The organism is Rhizobium sp. P1_C7, assembly GCF_056406295.1.
In genome coordinates this window covers 172,391-196,899 of sequence record NZ_JBFUAL010000008.1, presented here as the reverse complement: position 1 = coordinate 196,899, position 24,509 = coordinate 172,391, and the positions used below count along the sequence as shown (strand labels likewise).

Sequence of the window (24,509 nt, the reverse complement as noted above, 5' to 3'; positions counted from 1 at the left end):
CAAGGGGGAGCGGCTTGACTTGCCGCAGCGTTTTAGAACGCCACCACCCTCGTATGCGGGAGGAATGAGGCGGTGCCGCGCAAGCCCCCGCCTTGTGGGGAGGGGTCTTGTGACGCCTACCGTCCGCCTATGACGCCGATATAGTCCGACACCCAGCGGTGGTAGGGCACGCATTCGTTCTGCGTCGTGCACTTCGCCGTCGGGGTTCTCCAGAACTTGATCTTGTCGAAGTGGTCGTAGCCGTTGGTGGCGCAGCCGGTGTCGGTCATCAGCTCGTTACCCTTGCAGGCGGCGGGAACTGAGGGAACGGCGCCGAACCAGGCGGCGGCGTCGCCCTGCACCTTGGCCTGCAGCGAATGCTCCATCCACATGTAGGCGCAGTTCGGATGCTCGCTGTCGGCGTGCAGCATGGTGGTGTCGGCCCAGCCGGTCGCCCCTTCCTCTGGGAAGGTCGAGGCGATCTTCTGCTTGTCGAGCTGCATCAGGTTGACCTGGAATGGCCAGGAGCCGGAGGCGACCACGCCTTCATTCTTGAAGTCGTCGATCTGGATCATTGCGTCGTGCCAGTAGCGCGAGACGAGCTTGCGCTGGCCGCGCAGCAGGTCGAGGGCGGCCTTGTACTGGTCTTCGTTGAGCTCGTAGGGATCCTTGATGGCAAGTTCAGGCTTGTGGGCCATCAGGTAAAGCGCGGCGTCGGCAATATAGATCGGGCCGTCATAGGCCTGGACGCGGCCCTTGTTGGACTTGCCGTCGGGAAGTTCCTGTTCTTCGAAGACAACGTTCCAGCTGGTCGGCGCCTTATCCTTGAAGGCGTCGGTGTTGTACATCAGGACGTTCGGTCCCCAGAGATAGGGAACGCCGTAGTGAACGCCCGATACCGTGTACCATGGCGCGTTCTGCAGGCGCGGATCGACGTTCTTGAAGCTCGGGATCAGATCGGTGTTGATCGGCTGGACGCGCTTGCCGGCGACCAAGCGGAGCGAGGCGTCACCCGAGGCGGTGACGAGGTCGAAGCCGCCTTCGTTCATCAGCGAAACCATTTCGTCGGAGGTCGCGGCGGTCTTTACGGAGACCTTGCAGCCGGTTTCCTTTTCGAAGGAGGTAACCCAGTCGTAATTCTTGTCGCTTTCGCCGCGCTCGATATAGCCGGCCCAGGCCACGATGCTGACCGCACCTTCGCCCTTGCCCAGTGCCTTCAGCGGTTCAGCCGCTGCAACCTGCGTCACGAAGCTCAAGCTCGCGAGCGCAACCGTGCATGATTTCAGAAGATGCTTCATCGTCTGTCTCCCGGTTGGATGCCACTTGTGTGGCGCTTTGTTCCCGGCAGAAAAGGTGACGCGAAATGGTCGCTTTCGCAAATTCATTTATCAGAAAGCCGATATCGGAAATTCCGATATCGTGGTCGCCAAAAGGCTAGCGCGGGCGGCCCGAACGCATCGCTTCGGCAATCCCAACGAAATCACGCGCCGCCTGGGGCAGGCTCGAGCCCTTTCGCCAGACCATGCCGACCTGGACGACCGGCAGGGAGCCGGAGACGTCACGGCTTTCGATGCGATCGCCTTCCAGCGACCATGGTCGATAGACGAGGTCCGGCAGCAGTGCCACGCCGGCGCCCGTCGCGACAAGGCTGCGCACCGCTTCGACCGACCGGGTGCGGAAGGCGACATGCGGGCGGGCGCCAAGCGCCGAAAGCAGCTTGCCGGTGTTCTCCTCGATTTCGTCGACCGTCAACATGATCAGCGGCTCGCGGCCGATGTCGGCAATCGAAATGATGTCGGCCGAAACCAGGGGATGGCCCATCGGCAGCCAGAGGCGATAGGGCGAGGTCTCGAGGATTTCAGCCTGAAGGGCCATGCGGTCGCGAAGGTTCGATATGACCATGACGGCGACATCCAACTCACCACCGACCAGCAGATGCTCCAGATAGCCGCCATTGTCCTCGATGGCGCTCACCTCGACGCCCGGGCAGGCGCGGCGGTAGCGGGCCAGGAGATCGGAGAGCACGTAGCCCGCGACCAGAGACGTGACGCCGATATTGAGCTTGCCCGAAAGTTCGTTCTGCTTGCCGGAGAAGCTGCCGCGTGCGTCGGAAACGCTCGCGAGGATCTTCGTGGCGTGGCGCAGGAACTGGTGGCCGTTGTGGGTGATTGTCAGCCCCCGCGGGTGCCGGTCGAAAAGCTCCACGCCCAGATCGGTTTCCAGCTCCTTCAGCGCCTCTGTAACCGAGGATTGCGAGATCGAGAGATTCTGTGCGGCACGCGTTACCGAGCCCTGCTCGGCGACGGCAATGAAATACTGAATTTGACGCAGCGTGAAGGCCATGCGCTGTTAGAGCATGGCCGCAAGCGCAATGGCAAGCACCCGGAAAGACTGGACCTTTTTTGGTACTAATCCCACACTGACGCAAAGTTGAGGTGCCGATTTAAGTATTCGGAAACGTCATTTCTCTAGCGTCGAACGCAATTATATCGCGTTGGAGTTTTTTGATGGCGGAGCAGTTGGCGTGAAGGCCTTACTGCGCATCTTCCGGCCTTCCCGGAAATTGGTGTTGATTATCGGCGGAGTTGCCCTTCTCACGGGCGTTTCCGGCGGCGCGGCACTTTATATCGGTAAGGACAATATTCTCGGTCCCTCAACAGAGACCGTGAACGGAGCCGCATGCACTGACGTCACTCTCGTCACCATCAAAAAGGAGAACCGGACCTGGATCCGTAAGTATATCAAGACCGAGCCGACGGATGGCGTGACCCGCGTGAAGACCGCGCTCAGGGTGGCAAAGGCAATCTACGACGCGCAGAAGCCGGATCTCGTCCAGGTCGTCGTTCTGGATGCCAACGGGCCAACGCTGCGTTCCGACATCAGGGGCCGGGCAATCGGCGCCGACGTCCTCTATATTCCGCATCCCGATCCGGTCGTGGAAAGCCTGGAAGGGAAGACCTTTACCGCGCGCTACTACGATGGAGCGGCCGCGTCCAACGGGCTCTTCTTCGGCGAGCGGATCGATCTGCCGGAAGACGAGATCGCCGCGCTGAACGCATCGTTCGAGGATTACTCGGATTGCATCGATCCGATCGCCGTCGCCGCAACCGAAGGAGGCGAGGGTGGGGCAAAGGCTGCAAAGGGCAAGGCCAAGCAAGAGAAGCCTGCGGAAAGCGGCGAGGGGGCAGAATCGGCCTCCGCGGAAGCTGCTCCCGCCGGGCACTGATATCGAACTTCATTTTACACGGGAAGAGGGTGCGTCCCTTTCGCGCTGCCGCGTCGTGGCTGGATTCCTGTCACGAGGACAGGAATGAGGGACTTGGAAATTCAATCGGTGGGAGTTGAAATCCCTTGCTGCTACAAACAAAGCGGCAGGCCCTTGCGGGCGGCCGCTCTGTCCGTTCAGCGTCCAGTATCAATCCGTCTTGGCGCGGCGGGCCGGGAAGAGGATGATGTCGCGGATTGAAGGGGCGTTGGTCAACAGCATGATCAGGCGGTCGACGCCAATGCCGAGACCGCCGGCGGGCGGCATGCCCTGGTCGATCGCATCGAGGAATTCGTCATCCAGCTGTTTTTCCTTTTCGCCACGGGCGTGGGCCTGTTCAAGCTGTTCGACCATGCGCTTGCGCTGCTCTTCCGGATCGTTGAGTTCCGAGAAGGCGTTGCCGAGTTCCCAGGCGTTGCAGTAGGTCTCGAAGCGCTCCACCAGCCTCGGCTCGCCCGGCACCTCCTTGGCGAAGGGCGAGATGTCCTTCGGGAAATGCGTGACATGGGACGGCTGGATCAGCGTACCTTCGACCTTCTCCTCGAATATGAAGGCCAGGCATTCGCCCCAGGTCCAATCCTTCTCGACGGCAAAGCCGGCGGCCTTGGCGGCAGTGCGCGCCTCTTCGTCAGTCTTCATCGCGAGGAAGTCGATGCCAGTCGTTTCCTTGACGGCGTCGGGCATGGGCACGCGCTTGAACGGGCCCTTGAAGGAGATTTCATTGTCGCCGAACATGAATTCGGTAGTGCCGTGGATCGATATGGCGAGCGTCGAGAACAGGCGCTCGACGAGGTCCATGATGTCCTCGTAGTCGGCGTAGGCCCAGTAGCACTCCATCATCGTGAATTCAGGATTGTGCCGGGTCGAGACGCCTTCATTGCGGAAGTTGCGGTTGATCTCGAACACCTTGTCGGTGAGACCGGAGACCAGCGTGCGCTTCAGGAACAGTTCCGGCGCGATGCGCAGGTACATGTCGAGCTTCAGCGTGTTGTGATGCGTCTTGAAGGGCTCGGCGGTCGCGCCGCCATAGACCGAGTGCAGCATCGGCGTTTCGACTTCCATGAAGCCGTCGTTTTCCATGAAGCGGCGGATGCCGGAGACGATCTTCGAGCGCTGCTGGAAGCGGAGCTTCGACTCTTCGTTGGTCATAATGTCGAGGTGACGCTTGCGATAGCGGATCTCGATATCGGAAATGCCGTGCCACTTCTCCGGCATGGGAAGCAGCGACTTCGTCAGCATGGTGATTTCGCGGGCGTTGATCGACAGCTCGCCGCGCTTGGTGCGACGCACCGTGCCGGTTACGCCGATGATGTCACCGATGTCGATCAACCCCAGCATATTGCGGGCTTCTTCCGGCGTCACGTCCTTGTGGCTGAAGATCTGGATCTTGCCGCCGGCGTCATGGATGTCCATGAACATGCCGGAGTTGCGGGAGGAATAGACACGGCCGGCGACGGTGACGACGTCCTGCGTCTCGACGTCGGGCTCAAGGTCCTTGTACTTCTCGACCAGTTCCGCGTTGGTGATGGTGCGGTGGAAATGGGCCGGATAGACGTCGCCGATCTGCTCGCGCAGCAGCTTCAGCTTCTGGGCGCGGACTTCCGTCGCGTCGGAGGAAAGGGCGGTCTCTTTTGTCGTGTCGGTCATGTCATTTGCCTCATTGATGCGGCGGCATGGAATTTTGTCGGGTGCGGCTTGCCCGGCTTAACGATCCACCTTGTGGGGAGGGTCGGAGCAAAGCGGAGGGGAGGGGATTTCTTGGCGAAAGTGCCCTCCCCAACCCCTCCCAAAAGGGGGAGGGGCTGCCCGCGGTTCAGTTCTTCGGGCCAACCAGCGAGGCGACGGCCTGCGCGGCGAGCTTAAGGCGCTGGCGCACGACCGAGCGGCCGAGGATCGCCATCGAATCGAACAGCGGCAGCGAGCGCGACGAGCCGGAGACGGCAACGAAGAGCGGTGCCACGATGACCTTGAGCTTCTTGCCCATGCGATCGCTGATGGCCCGCAGCTCGGCTTCAATCGACTCGACGTTCCATTCGAGGATCTTTTCCAGATCCGGCTGCACGGTGTTCAAAATCTCGAGGATCTCCTCCGGCGGCGACTTGATCTTGGCGAAGGCCGAGGGATCGAGGTTGAGGTCCGACTTCAGCAGGAAACCCATCAGGTCGGGCAGTTCGCCGAGCTTGGAAATGCGCGACTGCGACAGCGCGAGGCCCGCCTTGAGCCGATCGTTTTCCATTGCCCAGTCGAGGACGCGGGCCTGGAATTCCTCTTCCGACATCTTCTCGCGGATCCAGCGGCCGTTCAGCCAGTCGAGCTTCTGGATGTCGAAGATCGCCCCTGCCTTGGAGAGGTTCTCAGGGTCGAATTTGCCGGCGAGCTCGTCGATGTCGAGCAGCTCCTCGCCTTCGGCGATCTGCACGAAGAACAGGCCGAGGAAGTTCATCAGCGCTTCGGGGATATAGCCCAGTGCCGTGTAATATGAAATCGAGGTCGGGTTCTTGCGCTTCGACAGCTTCGACTTGTCGGCATTGCGCATCAGCGACAGATGCATGAACACCGGCTGGTCCCACTCGAAATAGCGATAGAGCAAGATGTGCTTCGGCACGGAGGCCAGCCATTCTTCGCCGCGCGCCACATGGGTGATCTTCATCAGATGGTCGTCGATGACGTTTGCCATGTGGTAGGTCGGCATTCCGTCGCCCTTGATCAGGACCTGCATGTCAACGCTGTCCCACGGGATGGAGACATCGCCATAGACGCCGTCGGTGAAGTCGCAGGACCCTTCGGCCGGGATCTTCATGCGGACGACGGAGCTTTCGCCCGCTGCGATCTTGGACGTGACTTCCTCGGCCGACAGGTTCAGGCAGAGACCGTCATATTTTGGCGCCTTGCCGGCGGCGCGCTGGGCTTCGCGCATCTCGGTCAGGCGCTCGGGCGTGCAGAAGCAGCGGAAGGCATGGCCCTTCTCCAGCAGCTGTTGAGCGTAAGGCTGGTACATGTCCTTGCGGTCGCTCTGGCGATAGGGGCCATAGGGGCCGCCGACGTCAGGGCCTTCCGACCACTTCAGGCCGCACCATTTCAGCGCGTCGAGCACCTTGGTTTCAAATTCCGGCGTCGAGCGCGTGGCATCGGTGTCTTCGATGCGCAGGATGAACTCGCCGCCGTGCTTCTTGGCGAAAAGGTAGTTGAAGAGTGCGATGTATGCAGTACCAACATGCGGCTCGCCAGTCGGCGAGGGAGCGATGCGGACGCGGACGCCGGAAGCTGTCATTTTATGTGCCCGTCAAATGAATGCCGGACGGCTTTCCTTAGAAAGCGACGCTCGGCCGGAAGGAATACAGATAACTGGATCAGGAAACCGGCTGGAAAAGGGCATTTTGCGCGCTTTTGCGGCCAATTATCCATTTGGCTGGCCTTAGGCCATATTCATCCGTGCGCGTCAAGGAAAATGGCGCCCGACGTATCAGGTCGCTGCCCAGACGGGCATCAATGCCAGGACATGGTCAAAGTGTGGACGTGTCCCGTTATTGCTGGATTTCCGCCAGCGCGCGCCGCAGCGGTTCGTCGGAAATCTGGATCAGGCCGGCGAACGGAATGTCCATATCAAGCACGAGGTAGAGCGAGGCCGAAATCAGCAGCGCGGACACGACGAACATTGCAACGACGACGATGTTTTTGGGAGCGCGATAGCCGAAACTTGCAAAGATCAGAGTGAGCCATGCGGCGAGCATGACGATCAGTGGCCGGGGGATGACCCCTTCAGACTGTTCGACGATGATCCACCGCTCCTCGACGATTTTCTGGTATTGCAGCCGGGCGTCGTTCCAAAGCGCGACGTGTCCGGGATCGGATGGCGTGATCAGCGAGAGGCTGTCGCCAACTGTGTTGAGCGCAAGTTCGCTCGTCCGGTCGGCCCTGACAAGCGGATCCCGGAGACGGGCCGGGTTGGTCAGTGCCTTTTCGACATACTCGGTCAGCCTCTGGCGAGCCTCGTTGCTCTCCAGGCCGTAGGTGCGCAACGTTCGATCGAGAAGAATAATCTCGGTCGCGAAGGCGTGGACGTTGTTGTCGATCTCCTCGAAGGTATTCTTCGACGAGTTGATCATCAGGCCGAACACCAGAGATGTCATGACGACGAAGATGTTGGCGACCAGCCTGACGACCGCGTTCGTTTCGTCCTGGCGGTGATGTATCGGGAGCTTCGAATAGGTCAGCATCGTTCCGATCGATGCCGCCACGAGACAGACAAAGACCAGGGCAGTCACAAGCAATTCCCGCACCGATTTCCTCCCCCGGATGCATGCCGCCGCCGTTTCGAAGGCAAACTACCCGCTTTGAAACATTTTGCCAGCATGGGGCCACCTAGCCGCTGGACAAACGAGGGAGCGGGTATAGCTTCCGCGTCACGATTTCATCCCGGAGAATGGCAATGACCGATCTTTTGAGTGTTCCCGTCACGTTGGCCGACGGCCGTCAAACGACGCTGAACGAATATCGCGGCAAGGTGGTGCTTGTCGTCAACGTCGCGTCGAAATGCGGGCTGACCGTACAATACGACAGTCTCGAAAAACTCTACGAGGACAAGCGTGGGCGCGGTTTTGTGATCGCGGCCTTTCCGGCGAACAATTTCAAGGGCCAGGAGCCGGGAACGGACGCCGAGATCGTCGAATTCTGCACGCTGACCTATGACGTGAAATTCCCGATCTTCTCGAAGATCTCCGTCAAGGGCGCAGACCAGCACCCGCTTTACAAGAGCCTGACCGGCTCAGGCGTTTCTACGACCGGCGACGGACCGATGCGGGAGAGGCTGCGCGGCCACGTCGAGACCGGTACCGACACCGATATCCTCTGGAACTTCGAGAAATTCCTGATCGGCCGCAACGGCAAGGTCGTCGCGCGTTTTGCGCCCGACGTGACCGCAGACGACCAGCGGCTTGTGTCGGCGATCGACAGGGAACTGGCTGCGGGCTGAGGCGCCACGTTGCGGCGTATGACCTAGGAACGGCGGTGCCGCTGGCGAAATTCGCTCGGCGAGCACCTCTCGCGATCCTGAAACAGCCTGGAAAAATAGAAAGCGTCGTCAATGCCGACAGTCGCCGCGATCGCTTCGATCGAAAGGTCGGATGTGGTGAGCAACTGCTTGGCGCGGTCGATACGCAAGCGCAGTTGAAAGGCCTTGGGCGACAAGCCTGTGGCGGCTGCAAAGCGCCGGCGCAGCGTTGCCGGCGACATGGCGAACTCCTCAGCGAACGCACTGATGTCGACAGGTTGGAATGCCCGTTGCTGCAGTGCATCGATTGCCAGTTCGATCGTGGCATCCGACGCTTTATTGCCTGGCGCGGCGGCTTGCCGCGCGGACTGCACCGCAATGCGATGCAGTGTTGCCGCCGACGAGGCGAGACTGAGCGGATTGTCCTTGGCAAACTCGGAATGAAGAATGGCGAAGAGCTGCTGCATCTCGCGCAGATTGCGCAGAGGCACCAGCGGCGCTGCCTCGACGATCAGCCGCTGGCCAATGAGCGCGCTGGCGAACGATCCGGTGAATAGCGCCCAGCGCTCCTCCCAGCTCTCGCCGTGCAGCGGTCCGTAGCTGTGCAGCGTGCCGGCAGGCAGCCAGAACAGGGAAGGGCCTATGACCTCCTGTGCGCCGGCCTTATCGGTGGACAGCGTGCCGTTCCCCGACTCGATCAGCACGACGGCATGCATGGGTAAGCGCCGGTTGACGACGCGCATTGCAATGCGCTGGCGGCCAAAGCCGACGACCGCGAGCGCCGCGCCGCCGGAAGGTTGCGACCGATAGAGGGCAATTGCTGCGCCTGTCATGAGCGAAAAGTCCAGATACTCTTTCTGTCCATGGTAGAATGCTCTTCCACAAGGGAGACTGCTACATGCTATTTCGCTTTTGGAGTGATCGAAATGTCAAGTCTTGTCCGGAACGAGGAATTCAACGAAGCGCCGGCGGTCCGTCTTGTCGCCAACGGCAAGGTACTTTCGGCAGCGCCGGATCGCCTTGGGCGGCTCGTGCCGACGGAACCGGGCGTCGGCCTTGAAGCGATCCGTGCCCGCTACGAGGAGCACGGCTATGTCTGGCTCAAGGGATTTCTGAAACGAAGAGACGTCATTGCGTTTCGCGGCTGGGTGTTCTCGCATCTGGCGGCTGCAGGTCTTATCGAGGCGGGTTCTGACCCTGCGCTGGGGCTGAATTCCGGCGGGGCCTTGGACAAGGGGCTGGTCGACCGTATCCTGATGTCGCTGGTCCGCTCCGTCGCCTTCGAAGGATTCTGCGCGCAGCCGCGGCTTGCCCGCTTCATGGACGAGTTCCTGTCGGGGATTTCCTACCTGCACAAGCGCAAGATCATGCGCTTCACCCAGCCGGGCACCGCAACGGCTACGCCGGCGCATTACGACCTCGTCTATCTGCGTGGCGGCACCAGCCGGATCGTGACCGCGTGGGTTCCGCTCGGTGACACGCCGGTCGATATGGGCGGGTTGGTCTACCTCGAGGGCTCGCACGCGATCGGCACGCGGATGGAAGCGGAGTTTCGGCAGAAGAACGACGAACTCACGCCCGACGAGCGCATCAGCGCGTTCAATCGCAACATGACCGAAGGTGGCTGGGTTTCGAAAGACCTCCCCGACATGGCGGAGCGATTCAGCTCGCGATGGCTGACCGCCGACTACGAGGCCGGCGACGTGGTCCTGCATAGTCCCTACATGATCCATGCATCTACGACGAACCAGAGCGCCGACAACCGAATCAGGTTATCGACAGACATTCGCTACCAGAACGTCGATGACGAGATCGACGCGCGGTGGGGCAATCACTGGAGTCTTGGAGACATGCTCTAGGGAGAACAATATCCTCTTGCTTCAAATCCGGACACTGATGGATGGAACCTTTCGCATTTGACATTGGCGGCCTTAGCCAACGTGCCGCACACCGCGACGATGCCTCCGTCGTTGCCGGATGGTTTCCTGCCCACGAGGATGCAACCCGCTGGGGCGGTCCTGACATCCCAAACCCGCTGACCGCAGGCTGGCTGGCGAGCGAATTCGCGGATGGCTCTCATTTCATCTGCGATCACAAGGATGAGGTTGCCGCAATATACAGTCTCAAGCGGATGGACGGGGCAGCCGTCCACCTGCGGCGTTTTGCGATTGCGCCGGCCCTGCGCGGCAGGGGCGCAGGAAAGGCGATTGTCGGAGAAATTGCTGGTCTCGCGCGGTCGAAATGTGCACCGTGGCTGTCGCTTTGGGTCTATGGGTCGAACAAGGCTGCTATTAGCCTCTATGAAAACGCAGGATTCGGGGAGGTCGGGAGGCGCGTGGCGGAGGAGGATTCCAGTGGTTTGTGCATCCGCATGAGGCTCGATCTCTGAGCGCCGCTCGTGCGTTGCATGATTGCTTGACACCGAACAGCCCGCAGCGGCCAGCTTCGCTGCGGGTTGTTGTCATCTGTCGGCCTCAGGGAGTTATCCTCAGTGGCCGCCGGCCCTCTTCCGCTTCCGCGCGTTGCGGGCCATCATGTTGAGCACCTCGACGAGCGCCGAGAAGGCCATTGCCGCGTAGACGTAGCCCTTCGGCACATGGAAGCCCATGCCTTCGGCGATCAGCGTCGTGCCGATCATCATCAGGAAGCCGAGCGCGAGCATGACGATGGTCGGGTTCCGCTCGATGAAATTGGCGAGCGGCGTGGCGGCGACCAGCATCACCGTGACGGCAAAGATGACCGCGACGACCATGATCGGCAGATGCGGCGTCATGCCGACTGCGGTGATGATGCTGTCGACCGAGAAGACGAGGTCGAGCACCAGGATCTGGCCGATCGCGGCGGCAAAGCCTGTCGTTGCCGAGCTGGCGATAAAATCCTCTTCATGGTCGGCAGGATCGACACTGTGATGGATTTCCTTGGTCGCCTTCCACAAGAGGAAGAGGCCGCCGGCGATCAGGATCATGTCTTTCCACGAGAAGCCATGGCCGAAAAGTTCGACGACCGGCGTGGTGAGCTTGACGATCCAGGCAACGGTGCCGAGCAGCGCAAGGCGCATGACCAGGGCAAGGCCGATACCCATCTTGCGGGCCCTCTCACGATGCTCGGGCGGCAATTTGTTGGTCAGAATTGAAATGAAGATGAGGTTGTCGATCCCGAGGACCACTTCCATTACCACCAGGGTGACAAGCGCCACCCAGGCGGCTGGGTCCTGAACGAGCATCATGATGTCTTGCATCGGCATATATCCCCTTGCGCCACATAAGCTGACGCCCGCAATGTAAGGACGCGGCCTGCCTTGGCAAGCGCGCAAGGGAGTATACGAAAGCCGAATGGCTTTTATTCCTTTACCGGAATCCAGATTTCCGTCAGGCCCATGCCGGTAAAGGGGTCGAAACGCTCGTCGTAGCGTTCAAACATGTCCGGCGTATCGCCGAATTCGACGCCGGCGTTCGGCATCCAGGTGCCGAAGATCTGATGCATCGTTGCGGGAATGCCGGAGACGTGCCCGTGATGGGCAAAGACGGCATAGCGTTGCGCCGGGATCTTCAGCGTTGCGAAACCGGCCGGCAGGTCGCTTGTATCCTTGACGGCCACTGCGGCCATGTAGCGGAACGTCTCCGTTTCGCCGTCGATATGCGTGCAGAGGCCGTAGCCCGCGCTGCCGTGCTGGCCGGGAATATTGCCTGCGTAGGTGTTGAACCTCTGCCATAGCGAGGGGATTGCGGCGTTGCCGCCGTAGACATAGGTTTCCTGCAAGCCGGCGAAGGTCATCGGCGGCAGGGTTTCGAAGCGGGGCGGTTCAAGTTCGATAGGGCGCGCGGGGTCCATTCTGATCGGCTCCAGGAGTGCGAGGTTGCGAACGTGCCCCTGTTTGCGCACCGTATCAGGGGTAACGCCGAATTGGTCGCGGAAGGCACGGGTGAAAGCCTCGTGCGAGCCGTAGCCGGCGCCGAGGGCAACCTCGAGAATGGTGGACGAGCTGCCGATCAGCGCCAGCGCGGCGCCGCTCAGGCGACGGCCGCGGATGTAGCCACTGATCGAATGACCCGTCACGAGCCCGAAGACCCGCGACAGGTGGTAGCGCGAAAGCCCGGCGGCGTCGGATATCTGGTCCAGCGAGATATCGCTTTCGAAATGGCTTTCGATGAACCATATCGCTCGCCCTATGGCACTCATGTCCGCTCCCTTGGTTGCGCTTCCTTCATAGAGAAGCGGCTGCAGCCGGGTTTGATCGCGATTGCGGGATTCTGGCGCGGAGGGCGAGAAAAATCAAAGGGTCAGACGCGTTCGGTCTGCGTGACGCCATAGGCGGCCATGAAAACGCGGATGGCACCGGAGATCACGCGTTCCATCTCGGCCATCGACGGTGGGTGTTCCATGCTACCGAAGAGGCGGAACTTGAAGAAGCTGCCACTTGCGAGATCGAGGAATTGCCCCGCTGCCAAATCAATGTCGTCGATCTTGAGCTTGCCTGCCTGGACGTGCTGCTCGAGGTAGTCGTGCAGGATGGTTCGTAGATTCTCGGGGCCCTTGAAGAAGCGCTGACAGAGAACCGGCATGCGGTCACGGACGCCGAGTACGGTGCGCATGGCGCTGATGACCTTTTCCTCGGTCATATGAGAGATAAAACTAATTCCGAAATCGTGAAGGCCGGCCTCGACATCGTCATGTTCGGCAAGCGCCGTACGCATGGACGCGATGAAAGCGGCTCGTTCGCTTTCGATCATGGCCGTAAACAATTCTTCCTTGTTGGCGAAGTAAACGTAGAGTGTTCCCTTTGAAACTCCAGCCTCGCGCGTTACATCGTTCATGCTCGCGGCATCGAAGCCGAGTTTCATGAAGACGAGCCGCGCGCCGTCGAGAATTTGCTTGCGCTTCGCAGGGTCTTCGCCTGCGGCCCACCTGCCGCCGGTCGTGGGGAACTCGTCTGCGTGCGTGTCGGAAAGTTGTGTCATCGCTCCTTAACCATATTCGCATTTGCGAATGTTTCGTTAACAAAATCGAACCGGGTGGTTCGATACATCTTGATATGAACGTAAAAAGGTTCTATGTCAACTGAACCGAACCGTTCAGTTCGATTAGTTTCACTCGTTTTACCGGTAGTCGCACATGTCGTCCAGCCAAAATGCCAATGTCGCCCGCATTGTCAGCGAACCCGCTGACGCCGAGGGCCGGGCTGAGAAAGCAGTTGTCACAACCGCCGAAGCCCCGCGCACGGCGCAGGCGCCTGCCAACACGCAGGCAGCACCCGGCGAAAAGAAGAAGAAGCGCGGCCTCGCGCTGCCGATCATCGGGATCGCTCTTCTGGCCGGCGGCGCCTGGTATGGCTACGAATGGTGGACCACGGGCCGTTTCATGGTTTCCACGGATGACGCCTATATCGGCGGTGACATCGCGACGATCTCGCCGAAGGTGACCGGCTATGTGGCGAAGGTGAATGTCGTCGCCAACCAGCAGGTCAAGGCCGGCGACGTTCTCGCCACGCTGGACGACGGCGACTACAGGATCGCGCTCGCGCAGGCGGAGGCCTCGCTCGAAACCGAAAAGCTCTCGCTGCAACGGATCGACGCCCAGATCGCCGGCGGCGAGGCCAGCCTCGACCAGGCGAAGGCGCAGAAGGTGGCCCTGCAGGCGACCGTTCGCGGCGCCCAGATCACACAGACACGCGCCAGCGATCTTCAGGCGAAGTCCGTCGGCACGACGGCATCCCTCGACAGCGCGAACATCTCGCTCGATCAGGCACGGGCCAACCTCGTCGGCGGCGATGCCGCCATCGCTTCGGCCGAGGCGAACGTCACGCTCCTCCATGCCCAGCGCCGCGAGGCCGAAGGTACGATCCGCCAGCTCGAGCTTGCTCGCGACAAGGCAGCGCGCGATCTTTCCTTCACAATTCTGAAGGCGCCTTATGACGGCATCGTCGGCAATCGCTCCGTTCAGGAAGGCGACCTCGTATCGCCTGGCCAGCGCCTGATGGCGCTCGTTCCGGTGCGACAGCTTTTTATCGACGCCAACTTTAAGGAAACGCAGATCCAGCATCTCGTTCCGGGTTCGAAGGTCAACGTGCATGTCGATGCCTACGACAGTCATCCGATCGTAGGCACGGTCGAGTCGATCGCGCCCGCATCGGGCTCGGTCTTCTCGTTGCTGCCGCCGGAAAATGCGACTGGCAATTTCACCAAGATCATCCAGCGCGTTCCTGTTCGTATCGCGCTTCCGCAGGATGCGCTTGACAGCGGCCGACTGCGCGCAGGTCTCAGCGTCGTCGTCGACGTCGACACACGCACCGCACCGGAAGCCGGCAAGTAGTATCGTCTGACGAGGTAGGCCAATGGCCGCGAGCGCAACAATCGGAACCGTTCCGGCCGCACCGGCTGCGGTCGACCACATGGATCCCCGCAAGCTCATCGCGTTCTTCGCGATGGTGCTCGGCATGTTCATGTCTATCCTCGACATTCAGATCGTCTCGGCGTCCCTCGCCGAGATTCAGGCGGGTCTCAGCGCCGGCTCAGACGAAATCGGCTGGGTGCAGACATCGTATCTGATTGCCGAAGTCATCATGATTCCGCTGTCGGGAACGTTGGCGCGCATCATCTCGACGCGATATTTATTTGCGCTCTCGGCTGCCGGCTTCACGATGGCGAGCGCGCTCTGCGCGACGGCAACGAACATCGACCAGATGATCGTCTACCGCGCCATCCAGGGCTTCATCGGCGGCGGCATGATCCCGTCGGTGTTCGCCGCGGCGTTCACGATCTTTCCGCCTTCCAAGCGCAGCATCGTGTCGCCGATCATCGGCCTGATTGCGACGCTGGCGCCGACCATCGGCCCGACGGTCGGCGGTTATCTCAGCCACGCCTTTTCCTGGCACTGGCTGTTCCTCGTCAATATCATACCGGGCATCATCGTTACCTTGGTGACCTGGAACTTCATCGATTTCGACAAGCCGGAATTTTCGCTTTTCAAGAAGTTCGACTGGTGGGGCCTGCTCTCCATGGGCGTCTTCCTCGGCGCGCTGGAATATGTGCTGGAAGAGGGCAATTCCAACGACTGGTTCAACGATGGCCATATCACGATGGCCGCCGTTGCCTCCGCGATCGGTTGCGTGGTGTTTTTCTACCGCGCGTTCAAGGTCGACTTTCCCGTCGTCGATCTCAGGGCCTTCAGCAACCGGAATTTCTCCGTCGGCTCGCTGTTTTCCTTCGTCATGGGTATCGGCCTCTACGGCCTGACCTATATCTATCCGCTCTACCTCGGGCGCATCCGCGGCTACGATTCGCTGATGATTGGCCAAACGATGTTCGTATCGGGCCTTGCGATGTTCGTTACCGCGCCGATCGCCGGCAAGCTGTCGACCAAGATGGACCTGCGCATGATGATGGTGCTGGGCTTCGTGAGCTTCGCGGCGGGCACCTACATCATGACGGGCGTAACGACGGACTGGGATTTCTACGAACTCTTCATTCCGCAGATCCTGCGCGGCTTCGGACTGATGATGTGCATGGTGCCGATCAACAACATCGCGCTCGGCACGATGCCGCCGGCACGCATGCGTGGTGCGTCCGGCCTCTTCAATCTGACGCGCAACCTCGGCGGCGCGGTCGGGCTCGCGGTTATCAACACCGTGCTCACGAACCGCCAGGACGTGCATTACCAGCGGCTTCGTGAGGGTTTCGACTGGGGTCATCCCGCAGCGATCGACCAGATGAAGAACATGGCAGCGAAATTCGATGCCTATGGCATGGACGGGGCGGCAGTTGCGATCAAGCAGATGGTCGGGCTGGTGACCAAGCAGGCGATGGTGCTGTCGTTCGGCGACATCTTCCTGATGCTGACCGTGCTTTTCCTCGCGATGATCCTCGGCATCGTGCTGATCGACAAACCCGCACCGCAAGGCGGCGGGGGCGGCGGCGGCCACTAATTTCCATGACGAAACCATAATATCGCCGGCTTGGGAAACCAAAGCCGGCGTCTTTGCGTCATTTCGCGCGGCTGGTCTAGAAACATGGGCACGAGTCCGGCTACATGGCCGGCGAGGCGGCTGTGGCCGCCACCGAAAACGATGCGGGAAAGCGCCGCGACATTGGAAAAGCTGCGCGGCAAGTGGAGGCCGAGAGCACTGCAGATCACGAAAACAGGGACGACTCTTTCGAGAAAAAACAACTGCCTGCAGATTTTGATTTACGTACATCAAATTTGGAGTTAAAGGTCTCGCAGGAGGAGTGATGAGACCAACAGTTCATGATATCGCCGCTGTCGCCGGCGTCAGCCTTGCGACCGTCGACCGGGTGCTGAACCAGCGTCCGGGCGTACGCCACGTGACGCGCGAGAAGGTGGAGAACGCCATCCGCGAGCTCGGTTACGTGCGCGATGTGGCAGCCGCCAACCTTGCCAAGGGTCGCACATACCCGTTCGTATTCATCCTTCCCGCCAGCGACAATTCCTTCATGTACGCGCTGAATGCCGAAGTGCGCGCCGCAGTCGCGCGCTCCCCCGTTGACCGTACGGAGATCCGGACGATCGAGGTTCCGGCCTTTGATCCCGCAGCACTTGTCGCCGTGCTTGAAAAGCTCGGCGAAGAGAGGCCCGCCGGGATCGCTCTCGTGGCGACCGACGCACCTGAGGTGCGCGATGCCGTCGACCGCCTGGTGAAGGGGGGCATTCCTGTTGTCACCGTGGTGTCCGATCTCACGGGTTCGCAGCGTCATCACTATGCGGGCGTCGACAATATCGCGGCCGGCCGCACGGCCGCGAGCCTGCTCGGCCGGTTTCTCGGCGGCGCCAAGGGCGATATCGCCGTTCTCGCCGGCTCGATGCTGGTGCGCGACCATCGGGAGCGTCTTGAGGGGTTCGCAGCCGTCATCGCCAAGGACTTTCCGTCCCTGTCGCTCCTGCCTGTTATCGAGGGTCGCGACGATCCTGAGATGGCGCATATGCTGGTTGCCGATGCGCTCTCGAAACAGGGCGGGATTATCGGCGTGTACAGCCTGGGCGCCGGCAATCGCGGCTTGATCAGGGCGCTGAAGGAAAAGGCGGGCGATCGACCGCTGACCGTCGTCGCCCATGAACTGACCACTCATACCCGAGCCGCTCTTCTGGACGGCACGATCGATGCGATCCTCAATCAGGACGCCGGGCACGAGGTGCGCAGCGCCATTCGCGTCCTCAAGGCGAAGGCGGACGGGCTTGCCGTCATCGACGGCCAGGAGCGTATCCGCCTCGACATATTCCTGAAAGACAATCTGCCGTAACGGCAAGGGAGAAACACATGTATCTGGGTCTCGATCTCGGAACCTCCGGCGTGAAAGCAATGCTGATCGACGGCGGTCAGAGGATCATCGGTTCGGCCAACGGGGCGCTCGATGTCTCGCGTCCGCATTCGGGTTGGTCGGAGCAGGAGCCGTCGCACTGGATTCGCGCGACCGAAGAGGCAGTTGCCGGTTTGAAGGCGAAGCATCCCAGGGAACTCGCTGCCGTCAAGGGCATCGGTCTTTCCGGCCAGATGCACGGAGCGACGCTGCTCGATGCCGACGACAAGGTGCTGCGTCCTTGCATCCTCTGGAACGATACGCGCAGCCACGTTGAAGCGGCGGCACTCGATGCCGATCCGAAATTCCGCCAGCTGACCGGCAATATCGTTTTCCCCGGCTTCACCGCGCCGAAGCTCGCCTGGGTCGCCAAGCACGAGCCTGAGATTTTCGCCAAGGTCGCCAAGGTGCTGCTGCCGAAGGACTACCTGCGCCTCTGGCTGACCGGTGAGCACATCTCCGAGATGTCGGATTCGGCTGGCACCGCCTGGCTGGACACCGGCAAGCGCAAATGGTCATCCGATCTTCTGGCCGCAACCGGCCTCGATGAAAGGCAGATGCCGACGCTCATCGAAGGCACCGAGCAAGGCGGCGAGCTGCGTTCCGAGCTCGCCTCCAAATGGGGCATCTCGGGCGTTGCAGTCGTCGCCGGCGGGGCTGGCGACAATGCGGCGTCGGCCTGCGGCATGGGGACGGTCAGCCATGGTGCGGCCTTCGTCTCGCTTGGGACCTCGGGCGTTCTTTTTGCGGCAAACGGCGCCTATCTGCCGAAGCCGGAAAGTGCCGTGCATGCCTTCTGCCACGCGCTGCCCAACACCTGGCACCAGATGGGTGTCATTCTTTCCGCCACGGATGCGCTGAACTGGCATTCCGATGTGACGGGCAAATCGCCGGCGGAGCTGACCTCCGAACTCGGCGAGACGCTTAAGGCGCCCTCGGGCGTCACCTTCCTGCCCTATCTCTCCGGCGAGCGCACGCCTCACAACGATGCAGTCATCCGCGGTGCCTTCATCGGCCTCGCGCATGAAAGCAGCCGCGTCGTACTGTCCCAGGCGGTGCTTGAAGGCGTGTCGTTCGCGATCCGCGACAATCTCGAGGCGCTGCGTTCGGCCGGCACCGACATCAGTCGCGTCACGGCCATCGGCGGCGGCTCGCGCTCGCGCTACTGGCTGGCCTCGATCGCGACGGCGCTCGGCGTTCCTGTCGATCTGCCTGCCGATGGCGATTTCGGCGCGGCCTTCGGTGCTGCCCGCCTCGGCCTGATCGCCGCCACCGGTGCAGACCCGGTTGCCGTTTGCACACCGCCGGAAACGGACGGCACGATCGAGCCGGACAAGGCTTTGAGCGGTGCCTACGAGGATGCCTACAGGCGCTACCGCGCGCTTTATCCGGCGATCAAGTCGCTGGGAGCTGTGCACTAAGATCGCGGGCATGGAACTTCAGGCTGCCCCCTCACCCTACCCTCTCCCCGAGGGGAGAGGGGGCGCCCGCAGCGTTTGCACCTGAAGGAGTCGCAAGCGTTGCCGTACGTCTCTTCTCCCCATTGGGGAGAAGGTGCCGGCAGGCGGATGAGGGGGCTGCCCCAGGCGAAAACAAGAGATCAGAACCGCTTCGAATACCACCAAGGAGACAGATCATGAGCACCGGATTTTTCGGCGATACCCAGAAAGTAAAATACGAAGGCCCCGACAGCACCAACCCACTGGCCTTCCGTTACTACCAGCCTGACGAAATCGTCATGGGCAAGCGCATGGAAGATCATCTGCGCTTTGCCGTGGCCTACTGGCACACCTTTACCTGGCCGGGCGGCGATCCCTTCGGCGGTCAGACCTTCCTGCGTCCGTGGTTCGAGGACACGATGAAGGCTGCGAAGCTGAAGGCGGATGTCGCCTTCGAATTCTTCCAGTTGCTCGGTGCGCCCTACTACTGCTTCCACGACGCCGACGTGCGTCCGGAAGGCAAGAACTTCGCCGAGAACACCAAGAACCTCAACGAGATCGTCGACTACTTCGCCGAGAAGCAGGCCTCAACCGGCGTCAAGCTGCTTTGGGGCACGGCGAACCTCTTCTCCAACCGCCGCTTCATGTCGGGTGCCGCGACCAATCCGGATCCGGATGTCTTCGCGTTCTCCGCAGCAACCGTGAAGACCTGCATGGACGCCACGCAGAAGCTCGGCGGCGAGAACTACGTTCTCTGGGGCGGCCGCGAAGGCTACGAAACCCTGCTCAACACCGACCTGAAGCGCGAACTCGACCAGCTCGGTCGCTTCCTCAACCTCGTTGTCGAATACAAGCACAAGATCGGCTACAAGGGCACGATCCTGATAGAGCCGAAGCCGCAGGAGCCGACCAAACATCAGTACGACTACGACGTCGCGACGGTCTACGGCTTCCTGAAGAAGAACGGCCTCGAAAACGAAGTGAAGGTCAATATCGAGCAGGGCCATGCGATCCTCGCCGGCCACTCCTTCGAGCACGAGCTGGCGCTTGCCAACGCGCTCGGTATCTTCGGCTCGATCGACATGAACCGCAACGACTACCAGTCCGGTTGGGATACGGACCAGTTCCCGAACAACGTTCCTGAAATGGCGCTCGCCTACTACCACGTTCTGGCAGGCGGCGGCTTCAAGACGGGCGGAACCAATTTCGATTCGAAGCTGCGCCGTCAGTCGCTCGATCCGGCAGACCTGCTGATCGGCCACATCGGCGGCATGGATTGCTGCGCCCGCGGCCTCAAAGCCGCTGCCAAGATGATCGAGGACAAGGCGCTGTCGCAGCCGCTCGAAGATCGCTACGCAGGCTGGAACTCGGCCGATGCTCAGAAGCTGCTGCGCGGCGAGTATTCGCTCGAGCAGATCGCCGAATGGGTCGAAAGCAAGGACATCAACCCGCAGCCGAAGTCCGGCAAGCAGGAACTGCTGGAAAACGTTGTGAACCGTTACGTCTGATGCGGGTTTGACTTTTTGAGGAGAGAGCCGGGGAGCGAGAGCTTCCCGGCTTTCTTGTTTCCTGGCGTGGCGGCAAAGGGATGGCCTTCTATCATCGGTGGCCGCAATTGAGCCTTCAACACGTTTGCTCTTCAGCCAGATCCATCCGCAGCTTGATCTCACCGCCCGTCGTCCTCATAATCAGCGCTTCGTCCACCTCCGTGAAGGCGCCGACACCGAGTTGCGAACCACCAGATCGGGCCGAAGCAGAATTTCCGTTTCGGCGGGCTGGCCGTCCGACAGGAGCTCCAGCAGAAGCGCCATGGCCTGCTTGCCGATTGCCGTTCGCGGCTGGCGGATCGTCGTCAACGGGGGGGACATGAAGACGGCTTGCGGTACGTCGTCGAAGCCGGTCACCGAGAAATCGCGCGGGATGTCGTAGCCGCGGGCGTTGAGGCCGATCATCACGCCAATCGCGGTCTGGTCGTTAACGCACATGAAGGCGGTCGGCAGCGTGTCGCGCATGAAAAGCTGCTCGACGGCGTGGCGTCCGCTTTCAAGCGTTCCGTCGCCTTCAATCACGATGCGAAGATCCGGGGTCACACCGGCTCCATCCAGACCGTCGTCATAGCCCTGACGCCGTCGGCTATAGGCTAGTCTGGTGCGCGAATCGCCGATGAAGGCGATCTTGCGGTGGCCCTCGGCGAGCAACAGGTCCACCGCCTTGCGGGCGCCCTCGGTATCGTCCACGCCGACATAGGGGATGCCGCCGTTGAAGACCGGTTCGAAGACGCCGACGCTCGGCGGCAGCCTGGCCGTCATCGTCTGGTGGCCGAAGGGCAGGATGCCGGTGAAAAGGATCAGCCCCGCCGCTTGGTTTGAATTCAGAAATTTGAGATATTCAAGGCCACGCTGGGCGTCGTTCTGCGTGTGGCCGATGAGGATGCCGTAGCCATGGGCGCGAGCCTCGTTCTCAAGGCCGACCAGAATGTTGGAGAAATTGGGGTCGCCGATGTCGGGTGCCACGACCAGAATCATGTTGGACCGGCCAAGCCGCAGGCTGCGCGCCATGGCGTTGGTCGTGTATCCGGTAATGGCGATTGCCTGGTTCACCTTGAGCCGCGTGGAATTTGCGACCTTCTCCGGCGTGTGGATCGCCCGGGAGACCGTCGCGATGGAAACCTCGGCGATTCTGGCGACGTCTTCGATTGTGGCGGGTGCGGAATTCGACACTGCGTTCTGCCTTGGGGCTGCATTCGCGGCGACACTACACAGACTGAGCGATACGTCAAAGGCTGACGGCGACAGATCTGTGTAAAGCACGATGTAAACCTTTACATCGCGTATGTAAAGGTTTACATAGGTGCTTAAGCGGCCGGGAGCCCGCAGGGAGGAAATCATGAGTGTGGAGACTGTCGAGGCAGCGCCCGTGGTGTTGTCCGCGAGGCGCATATGCAAATCCTTCAGTGGGGTGCAGGTTCTCTTCAGCGTCAACTTCGATCTCCGTGCGGGTGAAATCCATGCGCTGATGGGTGAGAACGGCGCCGGAAAATCGACGCTGGTCAAGGTCATGTCCGGCTTCGAGGAGCCGACGTCCGGCGAGATCCTGCTCGACGGCAAGCCGGTGACGCTGCCCCCCAACGGTGCGGCCGAGGCACTCGGCATCGTCATCATCCACCAGGAATTCAATCTCGCAGAACATCTGACCGTCACCGAGAGCCTGTTTCTCGGCCGCGAGGTCACCCGTTTCGGCATGCTGGACCGCAAGTACATGCGCGCGGAAACCCGCAAGGCGCTCGATCTGCTCGGTTCGCATGTCGACGAGAACGCATTGATCAGCACGCTTTCCATCGCCGACAAGCAGATGGTGGAAATCGCCAAGGCGATCAGCCGCGATGCGCGCGTCGTCTTCATGGATGAGCCGACGGCGGTGCTGTCACGCGAGGAAACCAATTTTCTGTTCAAGCAGGTCCGCAAGCTTCGCGACAAGGGCACGAGCTTCGTGTTCGTGTCACACAAGCTGGACGAGGTCATGGAGCTGACCGACCGGATCACGGTGCTGAGGGACGGTCAGTGGGTCAAAACGTCGCCCACAGCGATCCTCGACGGGGAATCGATCGCGCAGCTGATGGTCGGTCGCGAGCTTTCCAGCCTTTATCCGACCAAGGTCGAGCCCGACGTCGACGAAGAGGTCGTGCTCCGTGTCGATGGCGTTTCGACGGGCTACGTCCAGGACGCCAGCTTCGAGCTTCGCAAGGGAGAGATCATCGGGTTTTCGGGCATGATCGGGTCCGGCCGGACCGAGCTGATGGAAGCGATTGCTGGCCTGCGGGCGCGTACATCGGGCGAGATCAGCATCAAGGGTGAAGCGATCCCCGCCGGTGATGCGCATGCCGCCAATCGCAGCGGGCTCGCCTACATGACCAAGGACCGCAAGTCGAAAGGTCTTCTGCTCGGCTCGGGCATGATGGCCAATCTGACCCTGCAGTCGCTCGGGCAGCATTCGTATCACGGCTATCTCAACCCCAGGAGCGAAGCGGCCGCCTTGGCAAAGGCAACTCGTCGCTTCGATATCCGAGTTCGCGACAGCAATATTGTGGCCGGCCGCATGTCGGGTGGGAACCAGCAGAAGCTGCTTCTTGCCAAGGTCATGGAGACCGAACCTGACATCATCATCATCGACGAACCGACACGCGGTATCGATGTCGGCACGAAGCAGCAGATCTATCATTTCATCTCGGCGCTGGCCCGCGACGGCCGGTCGATCATCGTCGTCTCATCCGAAATGCCGGAGGTCATAGGCCTTTGTACGAGGGTGGCCGTGATGCGTGAGGGGCGTATCGTTGGCGTGCTGGAGGGAGACGAGATCTCCGAGCAGGAGATCATGCGCTATGCGGCGGGCCTGAAGAAGAAGGCCGCCTGACGCAGGCCGCACAAATAGCAAACAGCCGCCGATCAGGCGGCAGGAGACACAAAATGCCCAGCAGGGATGGGACGGGAGGTTGGTTTTGGAGATGAGTGTGAACGAGGAGACCAGGGAGATCAGACGGCGCTCCTGGCGGGATATCGACCTCAGGGCAGTCGCGCCCTTTGCAGCGCTCGCCCTGTTGCTCGTCGTCGGCGCGTTGGTGAACCCGAATTTCATCGGTATCACCAACCTTGCCAATGTCGCCACGCGCAGCGCGTTCATCGCCATCATCGCGGTCGGTGCAACCTTCGTGATTTCGTCCGGTGACCTTGATCTTTCGGTCGGTTCGATGGTGGCCTTCGTCGCCAGCCTGATGATCCTGCTGATGAATTCCGGGATCGTTGCCAATCCCGTGTTGATGCTTGTCGTTGCGGTGGTCTTCACGGTCGTTGCCGGCGCGCTCTGCGGCCTGGCCAACGGCCTGATCACGACGCTCGGCAAGATCGAGCCGTTTATCGCGACGCTCGGTACCATGGGCATATATCGCGGTCTCACGACCTGGCTGTCGCAGGGCGGCGCAATCACGCTGCGGTCGCCCGAACAGCAGGCGCTTTACCGTCCGGTCTATTTCGGTTCCATTGCCGGCATTCCCGTACCGATCGTGGTAATCCTCGCGGTCACGGCCGTTGCCGCTTTCATCCTCTATCGTACCCGCTATGGCCGGCATGTCGTGGCCGTCGGTTCGAACCGCGATGTGGCGCGCTATTCCGGCATCGCGGTCAACCGCGTTCGTACCATCGCTTTCGTCATCCAGGGGCTCTGCGTCGCCATTGCTGTTCTGCTTTACGTGCCGCGCCTCGGCTCGACCTCTGCAACGACCGGCATTCTGTGGGAGCTCCAGGCAATCACCGCCGTCGTCGTCGGCGGAACGGCGCTCAAGGGCGGTGCCGGCCGGGTATGGGGCACGATCTGCGGCGCCTTCATTCTCGAACTCGTCGGCAACATCATGCTGCTGTCGAATTTCATCAGCGAGTATCTGATCGGCGCCATCCAGGGCTCGATCATCATCATCGCCATGCTCGTGCAGCGGTCGCTGGCACGCAGATAAGGAATTGATTGGGTCAACGGGGCGC

The 24,509-nt window shown here is 61.1% G+C and carries 22 protein-coding genes; 12 read left to right on the top strand and 10 right to left on the bottom strand.

Annotated elements, in window-relative coordinates; genetic code table 11:
- Window positions 1-116: 116 nt before the first annotated feature.
- Window positions 117-1,277 carry an ABC transporter substrate-binding protein gene (locus tag AC1D2R_RS14960; protein ID WP_477968049.1) on the bottom strand — a complete coding sequence of 387 codons (1,161 nt, stop codon included), beginning with the start codon at window positions 1,275-1,277 and terminating at the stop codon, window positions 117-119.
- A 136-nt stretch (window positions 1,278-1,413) separates the two neighbouring features.
- Window positions 1,414-2,322 carry a LysR family transcriptional regulator gene (locus AC1D2R_RS14955; protein ID WP_477968048.1) on the bottom strand — a complete coding sequence of 303 codons (909 nt, stop codon included), beginning with the start codon at window positions 2,320-2,322 and terminating at the stop codon, window positions 1,414-1,416.
- Between the two features lie 181 nt (window positions 2,323-2,503).
- On the opposite strand from AC1D2R_RS14955, the gene AC1D2R_RS14950 reads away from it, so the two are divergent.
- Complete coding sequence (locus AC1D2R_RS14950) at window positions 2,504-3,205, top strand: hypothetical protein (protein ID WP_477968047.1); 702 nt, start codon at window positions 2,504-2,506, stop codon at window positions 3,203-3,205.
- Between the two features lie 189 nt (window positions 3,206-3,394).
- Here AC1D2R_RS14950 and lysS read toward each other — a convergent pair whose 3' ends face one another.
- The 3 genes from lysS to AC1D2R_RS14935 form a co-directional block, all read right to left on the bottom strand.
- A complete protein-coding gene (gene lysS / locus AC1D2R_RS14945; protein ID WP_477968046.1) occupies window positions 3,395-4,891 on the bottom strand; it encodes a lysine--tRNA ligase in 1,497 nt (498 codons plus the stop codon).
- Between the two features lie 166 nt (window positions 4,892-5,057).
- Window positions 5,058-6,515, bottom strand: a complete 1,458-nt coding sequence (gltX, locus tag AC1D2R_RS14940; protein ID WP_477968045.1) for a glutamate--tRNA ligase — start codon at window positions 6,513-6,515, stop codon at window positions 5,058-5,060.
- A gap of 253 nt (window positions 6,516-6,768) precedes the next feature.
- Window positions 6,769-7,524 (bottom strand): bestrophin-like domain, encoded by a 756-nt coding sequence (locus AC1D2R_RS14935; protein ID WP_477968044.1) that lies wholly within the window; start codon window positions 7,522-7,524, stop codon window positions 6,769-6,771.
- Window positions 7,525-7,673: 149 nt separating this feature from the next.
- On the opposite strand from AC1D2R_RS14935, the gene AC1D2R_RS14930 reads away from it, so the two are divergent.
- Window positions 7,674-8,216: a glutathione peroxidase gene (locus tag AC1D2R_RS14930; protein ID WP_477968043.1), complete on the top strand. Its 543-nt coding sequence runs from the start codon at window positions 7,674-7,676 to the stop codon at window positions 8,214-8,216.
- A gap of 23 nt (window positions 8,217-8,239) precedes the next feature.
- On the opposite strand, the gene AC1D2R_RS14925 is transcribed toward AC1D2R_RS14930, so the two are convergent.
- A complete protein-coding gene (locus AC1D2R_RS14925; protein ID WP_477968042.1) occupies window positions 8,240-9,067 on the bottom strand; it encodes a helix-turn-helix domain-containing protein in 828 nt (275 codons plus the stop codon).
- Window positions 9,068-9,160: 93 nt separating this feature from the next.
- Here AC1D2R_RS14925 and AC1D2R_RS14920 point away from each other — a divergent pair, with 93 nt between their 5' ends.
- Together AC1D2R_RS14920 and AC1D2R_RS14915 are read left to right on the top strand one after the other, a co-directional pair.
- Window positions 9,161-10,093: a phytanoyl-CoA dioxygenase family protein gene (locus tag AC1D2R_RS14920; protein WP_477968041.1), complete on the top strand. Its 933-nt coding sequence runs from the start codon at window positions 9,161-9,163 to the stop codon at window positions 10,091-10,093.
- A gap of 41 nt (window positions 10,094-10,134) precedes the next feature.
- Window positions 10,135-10,623 (top strand): GNAT family N-acetyltransferase, encoded by a 489-nt coding sequence (locus tag AC1D2R_RS14915; RefSeq protein WP_477968040.1) that lies wholly within the window; start codon window positions 10,135-10,137, stop codon window positions 10,621-10,623.
- 99 nt (window positions 10,624-10,722) lie between these two features.
- Here AC1D2R_RS14915 and AC1D2R_RS14910 read toward each other — a convergent pair whose 3' ends face one another.
- The 3 genes from AC1D2R_RS14910 to AC1D2R_RS14900 form a co-directional block, all read right to left on the bottom strand.
- Entirely contained in the window at window positions 10,723-11,472 is a 750-nt protein-coding gene (locus AC1D2R_RS14910) for a TerC family protein (protein ID WP_477968039.1), read from the bottom strand.
- 101 nt (window positions 11,473-11,573) lie between these two features.
- A complete protein-coding gene (locus AC1D2R_RS14905) occupies window positions 11,574-12,413 on the bottom strand; it encodes a GyrI-like domain-containing protein (RefSeq protein WP_477968038.1) in 840 nt (279 codons plus the stop codon).
- Window positions 12,414-12,514: 101 nt separating this feature from the next.
- Window positions 12,515-13,192: a TetR/AcrR family transcriptional regulator gene (locus AC1D2R_RS14900; protein ID WP_477968037.1), complete on the bottom strand. Its 678-nt coding sequence runs from the start codon at window positions 13,190-13,192 to the stop codon at window positions 12,515-12,517.
- A gap of 154 nt (window positions 13,193-13,346) precedes the next feature.
- Between AC1D2R_RS14900 and AC1D2R_RS14895 the strand changes: the two genes are divergently transcribed.
- The 6 genes from AC1D2R_RS14895 (at window position 13,347) to xylA (ending at window position 20,489) form a co-directional block, all read left to right on the top strand.
- On the top strand, window positions 13,347-14,543 hold the full coding sequence (locus AC1D2R_RS14895) for an HlyD family secretion protein (RefSeq protein WP_477968036.1): 1,197 nt from the start codon (window positions 13,347-13,349) through the stop codon (window positions 14,541-14,543).
- A gap of 22 nt (window positions 14,544-14,565) precedes the next feature.
- Window positions 14,566-16,155 carry a DHA2 family efflux MFS transporter permease subunit gene (locus AC1D2R_RS14890; RefSeq protein WP_477968035.1) on the top strand — a complete coding sequence of 530 codons (1,590 nt, stop codon included), beginning with the start codon at window positions 14,566-14,568 and terminating at the stop codon, window positions 16,153-16,155.
- Between the two features lie 104 nt (window positions 16,156-16,259).
- The gene (locus tag AC1D2R_RS14885; RefSeq protein ID WP_477968034.1) at window positions 16,260-16,460 is read left to right on the top strand and encodes a hypothetical protein; all 201 of its coding nucleotides are present in this window, start codon (window positions 16,260-16,262) and stop codon (window positions 16,458-16,460) included.
- On the top strand, window positions 16,460-17,485 hold the full coding sequence (locus AC1D2R_RS14880; RefSeq protein ID WP_477968033.1) for a LacI family DNA-binding transcriptional regulator: 1,026 nt from the start codon (window positions 16,460-16,462) through the stop codon (window positions 17,483-17,485). The genes AC1D2R_RS14885 and AC1D2R_RS14880 overlap by 1 nt, the downstream gene beginning before the upstream one ends.
- 17 nt (window positions 17,486-17,502) lie before the next feature.
- Window positions 17,503-18,963, top strand: a complete 1,461-nt coding sequence (xylB, locus tag AC1D2R_RS14875) for a xylulokinase (RefSeq protein WP_477968032.1) — start codon at window positions 17,503-17,505, stop codon at window positions 18,961-18,963.
- Between the two features lie 215 nt (window positions 18,964-19,178).
- Window positions 19,179-20,489, top strand: coding sequence for a xylose isomerase (gene xylA / locus AC1D2R_RS14870; RefSeq protein ID WP_477968031.1), 1,311 nt, complete (start codon window positions 19,179-19,181; stop codon window positions 20,487-20,489).
- Window positions 20,490-20,669: 180 nt separating this feature from the next.
- On the opposite strand, the gene AC1D2R_RS14865 is transcribed toward xylA, so the two are convergent.
- Entirely contained in the window at window positions 20,670-21,701 is a 1,032-nt protein-coding gene (locus AC1D2R_RS14865; RefSeq protein ID WP_477968132.1) for a LacI family DNA-binding transcriptional regulator, read from the bottom strand.
- Between the two features lie 166 nt (window positions 21,702-21,867).
- Between AC1D2R_RS14865 and AC1D2R_RS14860 the strand changes: the two genes are divergently transcribed.
- Complete coding sequence (locus tag AC1D2R_RS14860) at window positions 21,868-23,391, top strand: sugar ABC transporter ATP-binding protein (protein WP_477968030.1); 1,524 nt, start codon at window positions 21,868-21,870, stop codon at window positions 23,389-23,391.
- Window positions 23,392-23,482: 91 nt separating this feature from the next.
- A complete protein-coding gene (locus AC1D2R_RS14855) occupies window positions 23,483-24,484 on the top strand; it encodes an ABC transporter permease (RefSeq protein WP_477968029.1) in 1,002 nt (333 codons plus the stop codon).
- Window positions 24,485-24,509 lie beyond the last annotated feature (25 nt).

Coding starts and splice junctions, on each gene's coding strand:
- AC1D2R_RS14960 (WP_477968049.1), bottom strand. CDS start 1,277: ATGAAGCATCTTCTGAAATCATGCACGGTTGCGCTCGCGAGCTTGAGC.
- AC1D2R_RS14955 (WP_477968048.1), bottom strand. CDS start 2,322: ATGGCCTTCACGCTGCGTCAAATTCAGTATTTCATTGCCGTCGCCGAG.
- lysS (WP_477968046.1), bottom strand. CDS start 4,891: ATGACCGACACGACAAAAGAGACCGCCCTTTCCTCCGACGCGACGGAA.
- gltX (WP_477968045.1), bottom strand. CDS start 6,515: ATGACAGCTTCCGGCGTCCGCGTCCGCATCGCTCCCTCGCCGACTGGC.
- AC1D2R_RS14930 (WP_477968043.1), top strand. CDS start 7,674: ATGACCGATCTTTTGAGTGTTCCCGTCACGTTGGCCGACGGCCGTCAA.
- AC1D2R_RS14925 (WP_477968042.1), bottom strand. CDS start 9,067: ATGACAGGCGCAGCAATTGCCCTCTATCGGTCGCAACCTTCCGGCGGC.
- AC1D2R_RS14920 (WP_477968041.1), top strand. CDS start 9,161: ATGTCAAGTCTTGTCCGGAACGAGGAATTCAACGAAGCGCCGGCGGTC.
- AC1D2R_RS14915 (WP_477968040.1), top strand. CDS start 10,135: ATGGAACCTTTCGCATTTGACATTGGCGGCCTTAGCCAACGTGCCGCA.
- AC1D2R_RS14910 (WP_477968039.1), bottom strand. CDS start 11,472: ATGCAAGACATCATGATGCTCGTTCAGGACCCAGCCGCCTGGGTGGCG.
- AC1D2R_RS14905 (WP_477968038.1), bottom strand. CDS start 12,413: ATGAGTGCCATAGGGCGAGCGATATGGTTCATCGAAAGCCATTTCGAA.
- AC1D2R_RS14900 (WP_477968037.1), bottom strand. CDS start 13,192: ATGACACAACTTTCCGACACGCACGCAGACGAGTTCCCCACGACCGGC.
- AC1D2R_RS14895 (WP_477968036.1), top strand. CDS start 13,347: ATGTCGTCCAGCCAAAATGCCAATGTCGCCCGCATTGTCAGCGAACCC.
- AC1D2R_RS14890 (WP_477968035.1), top strand. CDS start 14,566: ATGGCCGCGAGCGCAACAATCGGAACCGTTCCGGCCGCACCGGCTGCG.
- AC1D2R_RS14885 (WP_477968034.1), top strand. CDS start 16,260: ATGGCCGGCGAGGCGGCTGTGGCCGCCACCGAAAACGATGCGGGAAAG.
- AC1D2R_RS14880 (WP_477968033.1), top strand. CDS start 16,460: ATGAGACCAACAGTTCATGATATCGCCGCTGTCGCCGGCGTCAGCCTT.
- xylB (WP_477968032.1), top strand. CDS start 17,503: ATGTATCTGGGTCTCGATCTCGGAACCTCCGGCGTGAAAGCAATGCTG.
- xylA (WP_477968031.1), top strand. CDS start 19,179: ATGAGCACCGGATTTTTCGGCGATACCCAGAAAGTAAAATACGAAGGC.
- AC1D2R_RS14860 (WP_477968030.1), top strand. CDS start 21,868: ATGAGTGTGGAGACTGTCGAGGCAGCGCCCGTGGTGTTGTCCGCGAGG.
- AC1D2R_RS14855 (WP_477968029.1), top strand. CDS start 23,483: ATGAGTGTGAACGAGGAGACCAGGGAGATCAGACGGCGCTCCTGGCGG.